The organism is Pseudoalteromonas luteoviolacea S2607 (assembly GCF_001625575.1).
GTDB lineage: Bacteria > Pseudomonadota > Gammaproteobacteria > Enterobacterales > Alteromonadaceae > Pseudoalteromonas > Pseudoalteromonas luteoviolacea_E.
Genome location: NZ_AUXV01000022.1, coordinates 21384 through 37136, shown reverse-complemented (window position 1 = coordinate 37136; position 15753 = coordinate 21384). Strand labels below are relative to the sequence as shown.

Sequence of the window (15753 nt, the reverse complement as noted above, 5' to 3'; positions counted from 1 at the left end):
ACCAATTTACAATCCAAATTACTGCCGAAGCTTGGTTATATAAAATCAGTATAATACACTGTCGAGAATTGCGAAAAATTTAAAAAGGAATACGTTATGCGTAAAGTCTCTTTTTTGGCAACAATGTTATTTGCCACAAGCTGTTTTGCTGCCTCAGCTGCACTTTCCGAAAACCAGCTAGATCAAGGTAAAGTTATGGCTGGAGGGAAGCCTGTAACCTTACTTGGTAGCGGTGTTAAATTGGGTGATCAGGCGCCCAACTTTAAAGTTGTCAATGCAGATTTTACACCCGTTTCTCTAACTGAATTTGAGGGAAAAGCCGTTTTAATTAGCGTAGTCCCCAGCTTAGATACAGGAATTTGTAGCCTGCAGACTAAATACTTTAACGAGAAAGTCGCCAGTGAATATCCTGAAGTCATCATGCTAACGGTGAGCACTGATCTGCCTTTCGCACAAAAGCGATTCTGTAAGCAAGAAGGCGTTGATAAGGTGCAGACATTATCAGATTCCGTCTGGCGCAACTTCGGCGAGCAGTATGGCTTACTCATAAAGGATATGGGTTTACTAAGCAGAGCAGTATTTGTACTTGATAAATCACATAAGGTTCAATACAAGCAGTTGGTTGCAAATTTAGCAACAGAACCAGACTACGATGCTGCGATAGCCGCATTAAAAGCGCTATGATACACAAAATAAAAAAGCCAGCATAAGCTGGCTTTTTTACTCACTAAAGATTACTTGCTCAAATCAAGCATTAACTTGTTCAAACGAGTCACAAAGCCGACAGGATCTTTCAGACTGCCTCGTTCTGCCAATAGCGCTTGGTCGAACAAAACTTCTGACCATTGTGCAAACTTATCTTCATCCTGCTCATCATTTAAATGTTTAACTAATTGGTGCTCTGGATTTAATTCAAAAATTGGTTTGCTTTCAGGTGCAGACTGGCCAATTGATTCCATGAGCTTCTGCATTTGCGAACTCATATCATGATCATCAACGACCACACATGCTGGAGAGTCTGTTAGACGATGCGTAAAGCGAACTTCTTTAACTTTGTCACCTAGTGACGCTGAAATACGCTCAACAAGTCCAGCTACATCTTTTTCGCTCTCTTCCTGCGCCTTTTTAGACTCTTCGTCCTCTAAGTCACCTAGGTCTAAATCGCCACGTGTCACAGACTGGAACTGCTTACCATCGAATTCTGTTAGATGGCCCATCATCCACTCATCAACACGGTCTGACATAAGTAGCACTTCAATGCCCTTCTTACGGAAGATCTCAAGATGTGGAGAGCTCTTAGCTGTTGCAAAACTATCTGCAACTACATAGTAAATCTTATCCTGGCCTTCCTGCATGCGCTCGACGTACTGCTCAAGTGACACGTTCTGAGTGCTTTCATCTGTGCTTGTTGAGCTGAATCGTAATAGTTTTGCAATCGCTTCTTTGTTTGCTGCGTCTTCAGCCGGACCTTCTTTAATTACTTGGCCAAACTCATTCCAAAATGTCTGGTACTCTTCAGGTTTATTCTTGCCCATTCGGTCAAGCATCTTCAATACTCGAGATGTACAGCCCTTGCGTATGGCCTGTGTAATTTTGTTATCTTGAAGAATTTCTCGTGATACATTCAGAGGTAAATCATTTGAGTCCAACAAACCTTTTACAAATCGTAAATAGCTTGGCATGAACTGTTCAGCATCGTCCATGATAAAGACACGTTGAACATATAACTTCAAACCTGTTTGACGGTCACGGTTCCAAAGGTCAAAAGGTGCCTTCTTCGGAATATACAATAAGCTAGTGTATTCTGTCTTACCCTCAACTTTGTTATGTGCCCATGTTAGAGGCTCTTCCCAATCGTGTCCTACGTGCTTGTAAAACTCTTTGTACTCTTCTTCAGAGATCTCTGATTTGTCGCGTGTCCAAAGAGCTGTAGCACGGTTGATCGCTTCCCACTCGCCAGGTTGCGCTTCAATTTTTTCGCCATCTGGACCTTCAGATTCAGGTACTGGTGCTTTAAACATTTCTACAGGAATAGAAATATGATCAGAGTACTTAGTAATGATTGAGCGTAAGCGGAATTCATCTAGGAACTCACCTTCGTCTTCTCGTAAATGAAGGGTAATTTCAGTTCCTCGTTCAGCCTTTTCAACATCTGCCAGTGAGTACTCGCCTTCACCTTTTGACTGCCACTCAACAGCTGTGGTTTCACCTGCTTTTCTTGTGCGTACCGTCACCTCATCTGCAACGATAAATGCAGAATAAAAACCAACACCAAACTGCCCAATTAATTGAGAGTCCTTAGCTTGATCTCCCGTAAGATTTTGGAAGAATTCGGCTGTGCCTGATTTTGCTATTGTACCAAGCGAGTTAATCACTTCCTCACGGGACATACCGATACCATTATCAGAGATAGTGACAGTTTTAGCATCCTTATCGGCGCTTACACGTACTTTAAGGTCAGCATCACCTTCATACAAGTCACCATTTTGCAAAGCTAAATAGCGCAGCTTGTCTGCTGCATCTGACGCATTTGACACAAGTTCACGTAAAAATATTTCTTTGTTTGAGTACAAAGAATGGATCATGAGGTTTAGAAGCTTACCTACATCGGTGCCAAACTGGTGGTTTTCTTTATTTTTAATATCAGACATTCGATATATCCTAATCAATTTAGTACAAAAGCTCGTCGTACTAGTATTCTATTTGTAAAGTTATGGTTAGGTATATTGTGTTGTGAAAAGGTTTTTCAAGAGGAAAAAATAATTTTTTTTGTTGCCGATGTTCGTAAGTACGAAGCAAAGTATTATTTAATTAGTACTCACTGTACTGCACGAAACATAAGTTTAGCGCAGTACTTTTAACAGCCTAACAGAGTCAGGGTCACTATGCTGATTTTCGCGCCACAAAAGCCATGTCAGAAGCGTCGCTTTGCTCTAAAAGCATAAGAAAATTAGGTTTGCCGAATAACATCATTACATCTAATAGTTGTGAAGCTGATAATTCCGTTTTCCCAGATTCCCAGTTTGAAATGGTTGCTTGGTCAACTGGTGTAACCAGGCTTTTACCTAATTGAGCCTGTGTTAAGTTCATGTCTTGACGCAGTCTGCGTATAGTCATTTGAATATAACGTTTAGCATCTTGTGTTTGCGCTTTACGCGAACGTTCATTTCTAGAGATCACACTCATAACATATCCATATCTATTTTCAGCATTCTACTAACATTAAGCTGGATATGTTTACTAACAGAGCTAGTTCACCCAACTAAAAGTCAGAAAAAATGATTAAATTAACCCCGACCCAATTAGACAACTGAATTCATTTAATGTAGTCTATCTGGGTCAACTGAGTAAATAATTGATCGGATTGGGTTATATGTCAACAACTTTTGCAACAAGATTGAAACAACTAAGGGTTTCCTTAGAAGAATCACAAATTAGTTTTTCTGAAATATTAGATATACCTACCGCCTCATATCGTAAGTATGAAAAAGGAGAGAGGGAGCCTACGCTATCTGTAATTGAAAAGTTTTTTTCACACCCGTTAACGGAGAAGCATGCGTGTTGGTTAATCACTGGCCAAGAGAGACCCAATGCGACCACTTTAACCCCATCCACTCAGTCAGAAAATGTAACCCAATCGTACGATAAAGACTTTGAATCTCAGTTTTTGAAAGCAGCAAAAGAAAGTTTACTCTTTATTTGCCACCTTGGATGGTTTAAAAGAGGTAAAGAAGTCAACTTCGATAATTGTGGCAAAATTTTATTGAGAGACCTACAACCATTTTTAGACAAACGAGTTGTAAACCCAACTAAAAAGGTCGGCTAGCGCAAAACATGTCGAATGCTAGTTAAACATAGCAATAAATTCAAATTTCAGTATCGAGCCAAAGGATACAAAGGCAAAGCAGGTTACTATTGCGTAACGACGTCTGCTTTCGAATAAAATTCTAATTTGGCAGCGCCTCTCATATAAAGCATACAAAAGCCCATTCCTTGTAGCTAATAGCTCACTAAAATACATATTTACCCTAAGTATTTGTCACTAAGACTCTGTGGTAGCTTGAATCGGCTTCAATTCGTTTTATAAATTAAATAGAACCATAAGGGAAATAAATTGAGTGCACCATTGCAGAGTACACAGTATGGTAAAGTAGTATGCGCGGAGATTATTTTATAACTTTAAGACTAGGTTTTGGTTCTGTCTCTTCTTGAGTTTGATAATTGAAATCTTTTGAATCGTCTCGAAAATCTTCAACGCGCTTTAAAACCATTTGTACGCCATCATGCTTTGCTAGGTCATTTTCACTTTCTAATGCCTCTCCTAAGTCCATAACAATTTCGTAGGCTTTATTGTAGAGCTCGTCCGGTACCTCTGTTTCCTCTTTTGTTTTGACCAAAAAAGCTCGGACTTTTTTTTCGAGGCGAGTTAATTCGTGACCATTGATGACTACCGCCAAAATAAAACAAATGACCAAACAATAAATCAACAATAAAACTATTAGTAGTGGCATGTCAGCTTTCCCTAGCAAACTTATTGATCATGAAGATCTTCAACGGGTATTTCGCGACCAAGATAAATTGAACAATGGTAATTGTTAGGAGCAATATAGAAAAAGCTGAGTTGAATGCAGCAATATCCATATAACCATAAACAATTAGCTGGGTTGTTTTTAATACCATACTAAGAAATTGCAGGTAACAACAAAACCTCGCAACAGGAGAAAACGTACAGCCTCTCACAGCATGCAAAAGTGTCAAGGTAATAATGATAGAAGCTGACGTACAGGCCGCGATAAAATGGTAAATCTGCCTCAGAGCCATTGGTTCAATAGGCAACGTTACTATGTAATCTAGCAGCTGTTGAAAAAGTACGTAAAAAACAAGTGTTACCAAGGCAGCCAGAAAACATGAGTGCAACTCATGGTCAGCTCTCGTTTTAAGACTTCCAGAACGGCCAAACAATAAGCCTAAACGATACTGCTTAAAGTAATAAAGCAAATAAACGACAACAAGAAGCATGAGTGCTTTAAGTACCCAGCTAATTAAGTCTATAAATTCATTCATAAATGTGAGTTACTATAAAACTTCTAGGTAATTTAAGCACATATTATTCTGGTCGTTAATCAGCTCGCATTCAAACACTCTACCTAAACCACTCATTATTATTGTTTTGTCATTTTTCGGCTGCTTTTTATAGTTTAAAATTCCTTAACCGCTTAAAAATCCGTTTTGAACAAACATAAGCTGCTCATTTTCCGTGAAGAAAAAAGAGATAGTGCTAAGCCTCAACACTTATTTCACGACCCATAAGCCGTTTCTCTTCTTACAAGCTTGATCGTCTAGTTCAGATTCACCTTCGTCGATTTTATTCGTCTCAGGTTGTTTTTGATTTCTAAACTTTTCAACACGTCGAAATACGCTCTTGACACCATCATACTTGACCATGTCATTATTGCACTCCAGTACCGCTCCCAAATCATCTACTATTTCATACGCCTGATAGTAATCTTTTTGGGTGATCACGTCTTCGCTATCTGCAGAGTCCTTTGCAATTAGTTTTTTTAACTTTTTTTCTATATTATTTAGGCTATGACCCTTTACTATCACGGTTAAACAGATAGTAATTGCCAACATATAAAGTAATATAGCAGCGATTAGCATTGTCACAGTTTATACCTTGTTTGTATCTAGTAACGTATATATTACAAGTAATAGTTAAATTGCCGCATAAACATCAGGAGTCTCAAATTTTTGCTCAAGACACCATATTCAAGTCCACCACCTTACTGAGTCTTCAAAATAATCATCAGTAAATATTCCGGCACTAAAATAATATGTCCCCCAAACTAGAATTGCAACCTCTAATTTTACATTTTGTAAACAATACAGAGGTGCAAGCCTTGTTTAGGTTAAAATGATAAGCTATTGAACAGATTGAGATTTAATTCGAACGCAACGTTAGAGCGTTTTTCTTCCAGAAAATGCATGCATTAACGTCATCCCATCCACTAAATCTAGCTCACCACCGACGGGCATACCGTGGGCTATTCTCGACGCTTTAACATCAAGGTTACTACAAAGTTCTGCAATGTAATGCGCTGTTGCTTCCCCTTCAACCGTTGGGTTTGTCGCAAGAATAACCTCTTGAATACCACCTTGTTGTAACCTGCCTTGGAGTATATCTAGACCAATCTCTTGAGGCCCAATACCATCTAACGGCGATAGATGTCCCATTAAAACAAAGTATAATCCACTATATTGCCCGGTTTGTTCTATAGCGAGCACATCTGTTGGAGATTCAACAATACACAGTAGTCCAGTGTCTTGACGTTTTACACTAGTGCAAATATCACAAATAGACGTTTCTGAAAATGTTCGGCAAGATTCACAATGGCCGATGCTCGTCATTGCTTCGGTCAAACAGTTACCCAGTTGAGCTCCACCATCACGGTCTCGCTCCAGTAAATGAAAAGCAATGCGCTGAGCAGACTTGGGACCGATCCCAGGTAAGCATCTCAATGCTTCAACTAAGGCGGCTAATTTTGGTGATAACTGCATATATCCTCAATGTCGGTACCTTTGCACCGAATGAAATGACTCGCTAGAGTGCGATAATAAGTGATTCAATCAGTGATTGAAAGCAATCAAATAAACACAAAGTTCAATTGCTTCTATTTTGTCCTTCCCTCCATTGTTTATTAGAATAAAAACTAGTTTTTATTCTTCAACAGATAAGAGAAACCTAAGCCACTAGCAAAACCAAATAGGTGCCCAGAGCTACTTGTTTGCTCAGAAAAGTCAAAAAGAGTAGCGAAAAAGCGAATGTTCGCATAATAAGTTAGCGCAATTAGTGCCGCCAAGTACACAAATCCGATAAGGTTGCGTTGAAATAATGCCATGCCAATTAGATAGCCGTAATAACCCATAATAATGCCAGATGCACCTATATGATTTCCGTCCCCTGCAAACAACCAAACGCAAAGACCTGTACTTACAGCTATACCCAGCGTAGCTCTCTTAAAACAAGCCTGTTTGCTCATGAGGTAGCCGCTAATAGCTAAGCCTATTAAGTTTCCACTCAAGTGCGACCAACCATTATGTATGAATGGCGAAGTAAAGATACCGATTAAATGCAATTCATTTTGTGGAATAATGCCAAAGGCATTTAAAGGCACACCAATCAGATCCAGTAATACCACTAAAATCATGATTGCCGATGCATATAAAATCAGCGAAAGGTTACTTGGTGGAAAAAATTTCGACTTCATATCTCATTGTGTTTCTCGATTGTAATTGACGTAACATCGAAGATGTCACCGACGCGCAGTCGATGACCCTTCAAATGCCATTGCTTTGCCACTAATAGCACTTCTGTTAAAGTTTATCCTTTTAAATGACTTGCTTCCCCATCGTTATAACATTCTTGTACAGTTTCTTATCATTTCCTTTGGTAAGTACAAACACAGTAATGTCGGACTCTATTTCCAATGAACCGATTATTTTTTCAGCCAAATTGTCAGAGATATAAAACCCGCTTTTAGCGTTCACTGCAAATATCAATACGTGGCTATCAGCAAAGTTTTTTACTTTTTTTTGTGCTACCCATGCTGCTTTTACTTTCTTATTTGCTTTGATTTGTTTGACTAAAGGAGCCAATAAGTTTTCAGGTATTGTCGTTGGCTCTATAGTATCTTTGCAGCTAACAGCATTACGCTCTTTACTTGCTTCTCGATAAATTCCTTCCAGATTATGCATTCTCTCTAGCCAAACATTCGCTTCCTCTGTGCGCTCTTTGTCAACGAGATACATATAAGCAACCTTTGACGATGCTTCTAACAACTCATGTTTTGCTGAAGCCTTTTCCAAGTATTGCAGCCCCGTATCATCTTTTTGTGCCAATATAGCTTTTCCTAATGCAAATTGACCATCAGCATCATTGGGATACAATTCATTGAAAGCGCGATATAAGCGTATCGCTTCATTTTCACTCACAAACTTTTCCTGCAAATATGCCAACCTCCAAAGCTCATCCTTGCTCAATTCTTTGATTCCTTTAATTTTCAGCCTATCATATTCCAGTTTCTCTTCCTGAATGAACTTATGCTCTTGCTTCCAACCATCTAAGTTCCATTCACTCCATTGCGCATCCAGCATCATCGCAACTTCATTGACTCGTTCACCAAATAGTCGCTTTACAGCAGAATTTTCTGTAGGAGAAAAATCAATACTTTCCCCTTTTAAAGCAGTAAGTCTATCCGTTAAACAAGGGTGCGTATCTCGGTAATTTGTAACCTCTTTTTTAGCGAAATTGATTGCAGAAATAGCCTCATTAGCTGAAATTTCGTTTTGCTGCATGAACTTTACAAGACCAGCAAAAGGTAAAATATGGGGTTCAGGCAACTCTAGTATAGAATTGCTAAACGGCTTCCAGTAGTTTTCTTGGATGAAGTTTGAATATGCATGTAACTTCAATAAGGCTGAAGCAGCAACTTCATTTGACGACTGTTCGCCGGCAACATGATCAGCTTCGTATTCATTTTGCCTAGCTAAAGCAAACGAGTAAGCAGAAAATCTAGGGCTATACCAATTAAAAAAAGCCCTAATTGGGGCGGTCGTCCACCCATTATGTTGTTCAAGGTTGAACATCATATTCTGCCAAGACTCTCTAGCTCGATATATACAGCCACTAAACTTACTGTGATTTCCAGACAAATGCGCTAGCTCGTGCGCAACAACCGATTTCGTCTCTTCAATAGTCAAAGACAATAACAGTTCAAAACCAACTATTAGTGTATTGTGCATAAACCCAAATGCTAGGAACCTTGGAGTTTGAACAATTGCAGCATTAAACTCTGGAGTAATAATTACTTGGTGTATACGCGGGGCCTTCAAGTTACATTGAAGTTCATCGATTATGCTGAATAACTCTGGTGAGTGTTCCCTCGTAATAATGACACCTTCAGGTTTAGGCCACCTTATAAATACAGACTTGAATAGTACCCACGCCATAATTAACAGAGGGATAAACAATTTCTTCTTGAATAGTAGTAATAAGAACATTGAACTGGAAAAGGCCAGCCAAACAGTGCCAGCAAAAAGTCCAAATAGAACAAAGGTGATTGCTAAAATAATCGCATAGCCAAGTATAGAATAGCGAAATAGCTTACGCTCATATAATTTGGGATCGTTAGAAAGGTCCCGTTCGGCTTGCGCTAGCAGATTTTGAATTTTTTCTTGTTTTCTGTCCATAGAATATAACGTCTCCAATTGAGTGAGCTAAACTTGTAACCTTGACTAATGTCTAAAATTTCTAATAAAAGTAATAAATTAAATTAGGTTTAATTTACCATTACCCTACTAAGCTTGCCAACAAACCATCCAGTTTAATTGGATAATATCGTGCCATATCTTTTACCTTGATGTGATATATCGGAGCCCTTTTGAAGTGGCTTTTCGAGCTAAGATTAAATAAGCAGTCAATTTTTATCCCTGTTCTACAACTTACACTTAAGTAGTCAGTCGTGAGTATTGTGCACAACGTCACAAGAGAAAATACCCTATTTATTCCCTGTGCTTCTTTGGTATCCCAAATTTTAAACAAAAAAATAGCGCCAAAAGGCGCTATTTTTAAAGGATTCTAAATTAGAACGGCATTTTGAAGCCTGGAGGCATCTGCATACCACCAGTTACTTCTGACATACGCTTTTGAGTTTCTTCACCTACACGACGTACAGCATCATTAACTGCTGCCGCAAGTAAGTCCTCAATCATGTCTTTGTCATCTTCCATTAGGCTTTCATCAATTTCTACACGACGAACATTATGGCTACCTAGCATTGTAACTTTAACTAAGCCAGCGCCTGCTTCGCCTGTAACTTCTAGGCTTTTAATCTCTTCTTGGGCTTTTTCCATGCGCTCTTGCATTTGCTGAGCTTGCTTCATGATATTGCCCATTCCACCTTTAAACATAGTGTGCTCTCTTACTTCAAAAATTAATTGGCTAAAAGATAAGGTCTATTGTAACTAATTACAATGCCTTTACCGATTTTTCGTTTACCGTTGCGTCAAATTCCGCCACCATTGTTTGAATCACAGGATCTGAATTAACAGCGTCTACAGCCTCTAAATATCGTTGATGATCTATGTCCTGTTGAATTAAAAATGGCGTTGACTGCACTTGCTCAACAAACTCTAATTGTAAATCAATAGACTCATTAAGCACTTTCGCAAAAGACTCCTGTAGTTTTTCTCTGAGCATAGGTGAGTCTAAGTGTTGTTGGCTTAATTCCGTTCTCAATAAACACGTGTTTGCCTGTTTATGATACATGGCATGCAATGCAAACTGCCTAACACGCCCACTTAATTCCATCGCTTCAATCAACTTGGCCCAATCATCTTTTTGATGTGCAAATTTAATTTCACTAATAGGGCTGACAAAGTTTTCAGGAATTGGGATCTCAATTTTGTGTTCCTCTTCATCTGATTTAGATTGCTGAGGAGTAAGTTGCTCAATTAATTCAGGCGCTAGTTTACTTTCATCTTTTTTAAAGCGCTCGGAGATCTCTGGTTTTTTGGCCTTAGGCTTGTGAATGTGCTGCGTGGATGTAACATCTCCCCTCGTGTTATCACCATGGCTACCTACCGGTGCTGCACTTGACTCTGAGAAATTACCCACCGGCTTTGTAGCAAAATCAGCTCGCGGTAATGCGCTTTGTGTAACAACTTTCTCTACTGACTGTGTCACGCCCGCCTGTTCAGGCTTTTTTGGCGGTTCACTGCCTCCCAGCAATTTGCCTGCTCCTGAGATTTGCCTATTTTGTAATATCTTAGCAATTGCCGACTGAGCTTCACCTTGTTTTTGTGAATACAAAGTTTGGGGGTCCTGAACACTTGCTGGAGATTGCTGAGCAGGCTGGTTCGTTGCCATATCTGGGTTGACAGGTGCATTATCATTTGGTTGATATTGAGCTTGCTCATCAAAACCTTGTGCTGCTGCTTGCGCCATCACATCATTGAACTGCTGTTCAATAGGTGGCAACTGCTCTTGAGGTGCAGTCATTGAATTTGGACTAGGTTCTAATTGCGTAACGTGCTGCGGGCCACTTTGCGACTCAGAATTATTTGTCACAGAGTGGTGATTTGGCGATTCCGCTCCGCTATTTTGAAACTGGTTACGTTGAGCTGCCATAGGCGTTGTTCGTTCATTTACCGGTTGCAGCTGAGTTGCGAGGCTGTCTTGCGACATACTTTCAGTAGTTTGCTTTGGCTGTGCCTGTGTATTTGCCGACACTGGCGCCTGCGCTTTACTCTGATTAGTATTTAATATATCACGCAAAGCACCGGCCCGAGATTTACCCGAGCTTTGTCCGCTGTTCGTACCAGAGGCCGCAGGAACTTGCTGAGACAAATCAGTACCTTCAAAAGCGAGTAAGCGTAACATCACCATTTCGAAACCAAGTTTGGCATCCGGTGCCCAACTTAAGTCCTTTTTACCAGATAGCAAAAGCTGATAATAAAATTGTGCTGTTTGAGGTGAAATTTGCTCTGAAAGCGTTTTTATCTGCTGCTTATCAAACTGTCCTATATGCGCAGCTTGAGGCACTAATTGAGTCAACTGAATGACATGCATCAAAGAAATTAAGTCATCAATAACACTCGTGAAGTTACCATTTTTTAGTGCAATGTTGTCAATTTCTGACATTAGGGCCGAACCATCTTGGCATAGAATTGCGCTCATTAATAACATTGCATGAGCGCTATCCATTAACCCTAGCATTTGCTGAACGGCAGAAACGCTAAGCTGACCATTGGTCTGAGCTATCGCCTGATCTGTCAAACTTAAAGCGTCGCGCATACTGCCATCAGCTGCCTTAGCGATAATATCTAGCGCTTCTTGCTCAAACTGAAAGTTCTCGCACGGTAAAATCTTTGCAAGTTGCTCAACGATTTGACCTTTGGCCATTGCATTTAAGTTAAATTGTAAACATCGCGATAAAATCGTTATCGGTAATTTTTGTGGATCAGTGGTCGCCAGCAAAAACTTCACATGCTCAGGAGGCTCCTCTAGCGTTTTAAGCAACGCATTAAAGCTATGTTTAGAGAGCATGTGTACTTCATCAATTAAATACACCTTATATCGACCTCTGGTCGGTGCATATTGAACGTTATCAAGTATCTCTCGCGTATCTTCAACTTTTGTACGTGAAGCAGCGTCTATCTCAATCAGGTCAATAAACTTCCCTGACTCTATTTCTTCACACGTACCGCACTGCCCGCAAGGAGTTGATGATATGCCCTCTTCACAGTTTAAGCTTTTTGCAAAGATCCTAGCAATGGTGGTCTTGCCTACTCCACGAGTCCCGGTAAACAAATATGCATGATGTAAACGCTGTTCATTTAACGCATTGATTAAAGCCTGTTTTACATGCTCTTGCCCCATCATTTCGTGGAATGATTGAGGCCGCCACTTTCTTGCTAAGACCTGATAGCTCATCGATATTACTCGCCGTCGAACTCTACTAATTTTAAAATATTGATGCCAAGCGCTTCGACTCTTTGCTCACCACCTAGTTCTGGAAGTGATATTACAAATGCAGCATCTGTCGCTTCACCACCTAAACGTGATACCAACTTAGCCGTTGCTTCAATCGTACCGCCAGTCGCAAGTAGGTCATCAACCAATAGTACTTTGTCACCTTGATCGATTGCATCTTTGTGCAGCTCTAGCGTGTCTTCACCATATTCTAATTGATATGATTGACTGACTACTTCTCTAGGCAACTTTCCTGGTTTGCGAACAGGAATAAAAGGAATACCTAACTCTAATGCCAATGGGGCACCGAAAATAAAACCTCTAGATTCTGTACCAATAATTTTGTCAAAGCCTTGATTTTTGTATGCATCAACAAAAGCATCTAACGTTGCTTTGAACGCAGCTGGGTTGGCAAGCAAAGTTGTTACATCTCTAAACATGATCCCTTCTTTAGGATAATTAGGGACTGTTGCAATGCTATCTTTGATCAAAGCAATATTTTCTTGTGTCATAATGGTTCGTTTTTAGATTTTAAGTCGAAAGAAGATGATTATAACAAGAATGGATCGAGTTGAAACGAGATTGAGTGAAATTCGAGGAAAAAACAAAGCCTAAATCAATTAATGGGTCCAACTTGGCTAGTTTGTGACCCATCATAAAAAATATAACGATTTTAGAACCACACTTAGTTTCCGGCTCCTAGCGTTAGCCAACCTAAAATTGCGTTTAAGCAGCCTATCACGACAAAACAAGCTAGAAAGGCCAAGAAGTATTTAACATTAAATGGATCTTTACAATCACTTTCAGACATAGTGGTTACCTTATTTGAGACCTTACACTGATACGACACAATGTCAGGCCAAAGCACGAAACGTGCGCCAATATTAGTAGATGTTATTAGGCAAATAAAGTATTACTAGTCCTTTTATCAACAATAATACCCAATGATACAAATTGCTGGAGGGTCTGCTGAGCACCAATTGCCAATTGCTCAGACGTAAAGTTAGGCAGTTGCTCCGCGATATTGAGACAAAGTTCAGTAATGCTTATCCCAGGTACGGTCGTTATGGCGTCTAGCAACATTACTGTCATAGGATTTACAGAGATAAATTGCGTTTCATCATCGAGGTCTCTGTAAACAACGAAGCAATAAGGTCCGCCCTCTGGAGATTGTGGTTGAAACTCTGTTTGAATTTGATGCACAGGAAACTCATAATGCACGCACCGCACGGTATTTGAAACAAATAAAGCGGTATCTAACTCCAGAGCAGACTGCCTTTTGCGCTCACTTTTGTCCCGCTCACAAATAGATACGTCCAATTCTATCCATTCATAATGTGCAAGTTCATACATAAAGCTGGGGTCGCAGTCTTTTTTAATATAATCAGTTTCTAGATAGTTGAGAAACTCTCGGCTGATTTCTAAAAAGTACGGGCTTTTGCAGTCATGTTCGACAAAAAATTGCCTGACCAATCGCTGCCAATTATCCGCTGTATACAAACTTTTCAGTACAGGAAACGCGGATGCTACAAAGTTTTCAATATTATTGAAAAACAGCTCCCTATAGACTTTCATGCGACGATCTTCTATGTCAGATGGCTTAGGTCTATTATCTGGATCTTTAATGTGCGCAACAAAGTCAGCCTGAACTTGTTCAAACGACATTAGGCAATCCCCCTTTGACAAGTTCGATACGCTTCTTGCACGGCGTGAATCTGATCGACTTCCTCTAGCAAAGTTTCCATCGGAGGAATATTAAAATCTCGCTCTAACAAAGTCGGGAAGATCCCGTGAATTTCATACGCTTTGGAAAGTAAGCTCCACACTGGGTCGCAAACATCAGCGCCATGTGTGTCTATAAGCAAATCGTGATCTTCTTCATAGTGCCCAGCTACATGCCCATAAGCAATGCGCTTTGACGGCATTGCTGCGAGGAAGGCTTCTGCATCATAGCCATGATTAACTGAATTTACATAGATATTATTAACATCAAGAAGTAAATCGCAATCAGCTTCTTCTAATACCGCTAGCGTGAAGTCCAACTCCGACATTTCTTGTCCAGGAGCGGCATAGTAAGAGACATTTTCCACCGCGATTCGCCTTTCTAACCTCTCTTGTACCTCCCGAATGCGCTTGGCAGTATGCTTTACAGCTTCTTCAGTAAACGGGATAGGCATCAAGTCATACATATGCCCTGTGCCTGAACAGTAGCTAAGGTGTTCGCTGTAACATTGAATATTGTGTTGTGTGAAAAAGTGCTTTAGTGCCTTTAGGAACTCTATATCCAGCTCAGCTGTAGCACCAAGCGATAACGATAGCCCATGGCATACGAAGTTATGTTGCTCCGTTAAACGAGAAAACTGTGTACCAAACTTTCCACCTAGGTTCATCCAGTTTTCTGGTGCTACCTCGTAAAAACCTACCTTATTAGAAGGGGTCGCTAAAACCTCTTCCAACATTTCTCGACGTAACCCTAGACCAACGCTACCGATAGCTTTCTTCATCAATACTCCTACAGGCAAAACACCTAACTAACCGTTTACTTTATTACTTTATCCGACTAGTGGCTGCCACCGCATTTGCCTTCACCACATTTGCCTTCTGATTTGCTCTTTGCGCTACCGCCGCACTTGCCTTCGCCACATTTGCCTTCAGACTTACTCTTTGCACCACCGCATTTGCCTTCACCACACTTGCCTTCAGATTTGCTTTTAGCGCCACCGCATTTGCCTTCGCCACACTTGCCTTCTTTGCTTTTAGCATCACCGCCGCATTTGCCTTCACCGCACTTACCTTCTTTACTTTTAGCATCGCCGCCGCATTTACCTTCACCGCATTTGCCTTCTTTACTTTTCGCGCCACCGCATTTACCTTCACCGCATTTACCTTCGCTGGCATCTAATTGATAACCTGCAGTCATCACTTCATAAGAGAAAGGGTTTGCAGATGCATCTGTTGATGTAAGTGCTGCTGTGCTTACAACTGCTGCGCTTAACGTCAAAGCTAATGAGTTTTTCTTTACTGTGTTCATAGTGTTATCTCTCAGTCTTTAATTCGGGTTCGTTTAATAGACCCCATTTCCTTAAAACTAATTTCAAAGTTTTTTAATTTTTGAGTTTCGAGCGTTTCAATATCGGCTATTTCTTTAGAAGTAAAGGCAAGATTTATATTAATTATTATCTCCTTCTCATATAGAATAGCGCGAATTTTCAATTGGTGCA

At 40.1% G+C, this 15753-nt stretch carries 16 protein-coding genes; 2 read left to right on the top strand and 14 right to left on the bottom strand.

Annotated features, from left to right (window positions below):
- Positions 1 to 96: 96 nt before the first annotated feature.
- The gene (tpx, locus tag N480_RS13110; RefSeq protein WP_063372950.1) at positions 97 to 684 is read left to right on the top strand and encodes a thiol peroxidase; all 588 of its coding nucleotides are present in this window, start codon (positions 97 to 99) and stop codon (positions 682 to 684) included.
- A 50-nt stretch (positions 685 to 734) separates the two neighbouring features.
- On the opposite strand, the gene htpG is transcribed toward tpx, so the two are convergent.
- Both htpG and N480_RS13100 read right to left on the bottom strand, forming a co-directional pair.
- A complete protein-coding gene (gene htpG, locus N480_RS13105; protein WP_063372949.1) occupies positions 735 to 2651 on the bottom strand; it encodes a molecular chaperone HtpG in 1917 nt (638 codons plus the stop codon).
- 232 nt (positions 2652 to 2883) lie between these two features.
- A complete protein-coding gene (locus N480_RS13100) occupies positions 2884 to 3186 on the bottom strand; it encodes a helix-turn-helix transcriptional regulator (RefSeq protein ID WP_081225449.1) in 303 nt (100 codons plus the stop codon).
- 187 nt (positions 3187 to 3373) lie between these two features.
- Here N480_RS13100 and N480_RS13095 point away from each other — a divergent pair, with 187 nt between their 5' ends.
- Positions 3374 to 3826, top strand: a complete 453-nt coding sequence (locus tag N480_RS13095) for a helix-turn-helix domain-containing protein (protein WP_063372948.1) — start codon at positions 3374 to 3376, stop codon at positions 3824 to 3826.
- A gap of 340 nt (positions 3827 to 4166) precedes the next feature.
- On the opposite strand, the gene N480_RS13090 is transcribed toward N480_RS13095, so the two are convergent.
- From N480_RS13090 to N480_RS13035, 12 genes are all read right to left on the bottom strand, one after another.
- Positions 4167 to 4511: a hypothetical protein gene (locus N480_RS13090; protein WP_063372947.1), complete on the bottom strand. Its 345-nt coding sequence runs from the start codon at positions 4509 to 4511 to the stop codon at positions 4167 to 4169.
- A 1-nt stretch (position 4512) separates the two neighbouring features.
- On the bottom strand, positions 4513 to 5064 hold the full coding sequence (locus N480_RS13085) for a hypothetical protein (protein ID WP_063372946.1): 552 nt from the start codon (positions 5062 to 5064) through the stop codon (positions 4513 to 4515).
- Positions 5065 to 5292: 228 nt separating this feature from the next.
- On the bottom strand, positions 5293 to 5667 hold the full coding sequence (locus tag N480_RS13080) for a hypothetical protein (protein ID WP_155732850.1): 375 nt from the start codon (positions 5665 to 5667) through the stop codon (positions 5293 to 5295).
- A gap of 291 nt (positions 5668 to 5958) precedes the next feature.
- Positions 5959 to 6558, bottom strand: coding sequence for a recombination mediator RecR (recR, locus tag N480_RS13075; RefSeq protein ID WP_063372944.1), 600 nt, complete (start codon positions 6556 to 6558; stop codon positions 5959 to 5961).
- Positions 6559 to 6710: 152 nt separating this feature from the next.
- A complete protein-coding gene (locus N480_RS13070; RefSeq protein WP_063372943.1) occupies positions 6711 to 7268 on the bottom strand; it encodes a rhomboid family intramembrane serine protease in 558 nt (185 codons plus the stop codon).
- 121 nt (positions 7269 to 7389) lie between these two features.
- On the bottom strand, positions 7390 to 9249 hold the full coding sequence (locus N480_RS13065; protein WP_063372942.1) for a M48 family metallopeptidase: 1860 nt from the start codon (positions 9247 to 9249) through the stop codon (positions 7390 to 7392).
- A gap of 393 nt (positions 9250 to 9642) precedes the next feature.
- Positions 9643 to 9969 carry a YbaB/EbfC family nucleoid-associated protein gene (locus tag N480_RS13060; protein WP_010368987.1) on the bottom strand — a complete coding sequence of 109 codons (327 nt, stop codon included), beginning with the start codon at positions 9967 to 9969 and terminating at the stop codon, positions 9643 to 9645.
- 58 nt (positions 9970 to 10027) lie between these two features.
- Positions 10028 to 12493, bottom strand: a complete 2466-nt coding sequence (gene dnaX / locus N480_RS13055) for a DNA polymerase III subunit gamma/tau (RefSeq protein ID WP_063372941.1) — start codon at positions 12491 to 12493, stop codon at positions 10028 to 10030.
- A 5-nt stretch (positions 12494 to 12498) separates the two neighbouring features.
- Entirely contained in the window at positions 12499 to 13044 is a 546-nt protein-coding gene (gene apt / locus N480_RS13050) for an adenine phosphoribosyltransferase (protein WP_063372940.1), read from the bottom strand.
- 385 nt (positions 13045 to 13429) lie between these two features.
- Positions 13430 to 14197, bottom strand: coding sequence for a DNA-binding domain-containing protein (locus N480_RS13045; RefSeq protein WP_063372939.1), 768 nt, complete (start codon positions 14195 to 14197; stop codon positions 13430 to 13432).
- Positions 14197 to 15036 (bottom strand): DUF692 domain-containing protein, encoded by an 840-nt coding sequence (locus N480_RS13040; RefSeq protein WP_063372938.1) that lies wholly within the window; start codon positions 15034 to 15036, stop codon positions 14197 to 14199. Before N480_RS13040 ends, N480_RS13045 begins: the two co-directional genes overlap by 1 nt.
- A 56-nt stretch (positions 15037 to 15092) precedes the next feature.
- Positions 15093 to 15563: a hypothetical protein gene (locus tag N480_RS13035; protein ID WP_063372937.1), complete on the bottom strand. Its 471-nt coding sequence runs from the start codon at positions 15561 to 15563 to the stop codon at positions 15093 to 15095.
- Positions 15564 to 15753: the final 190 nt, after the last annotated feature.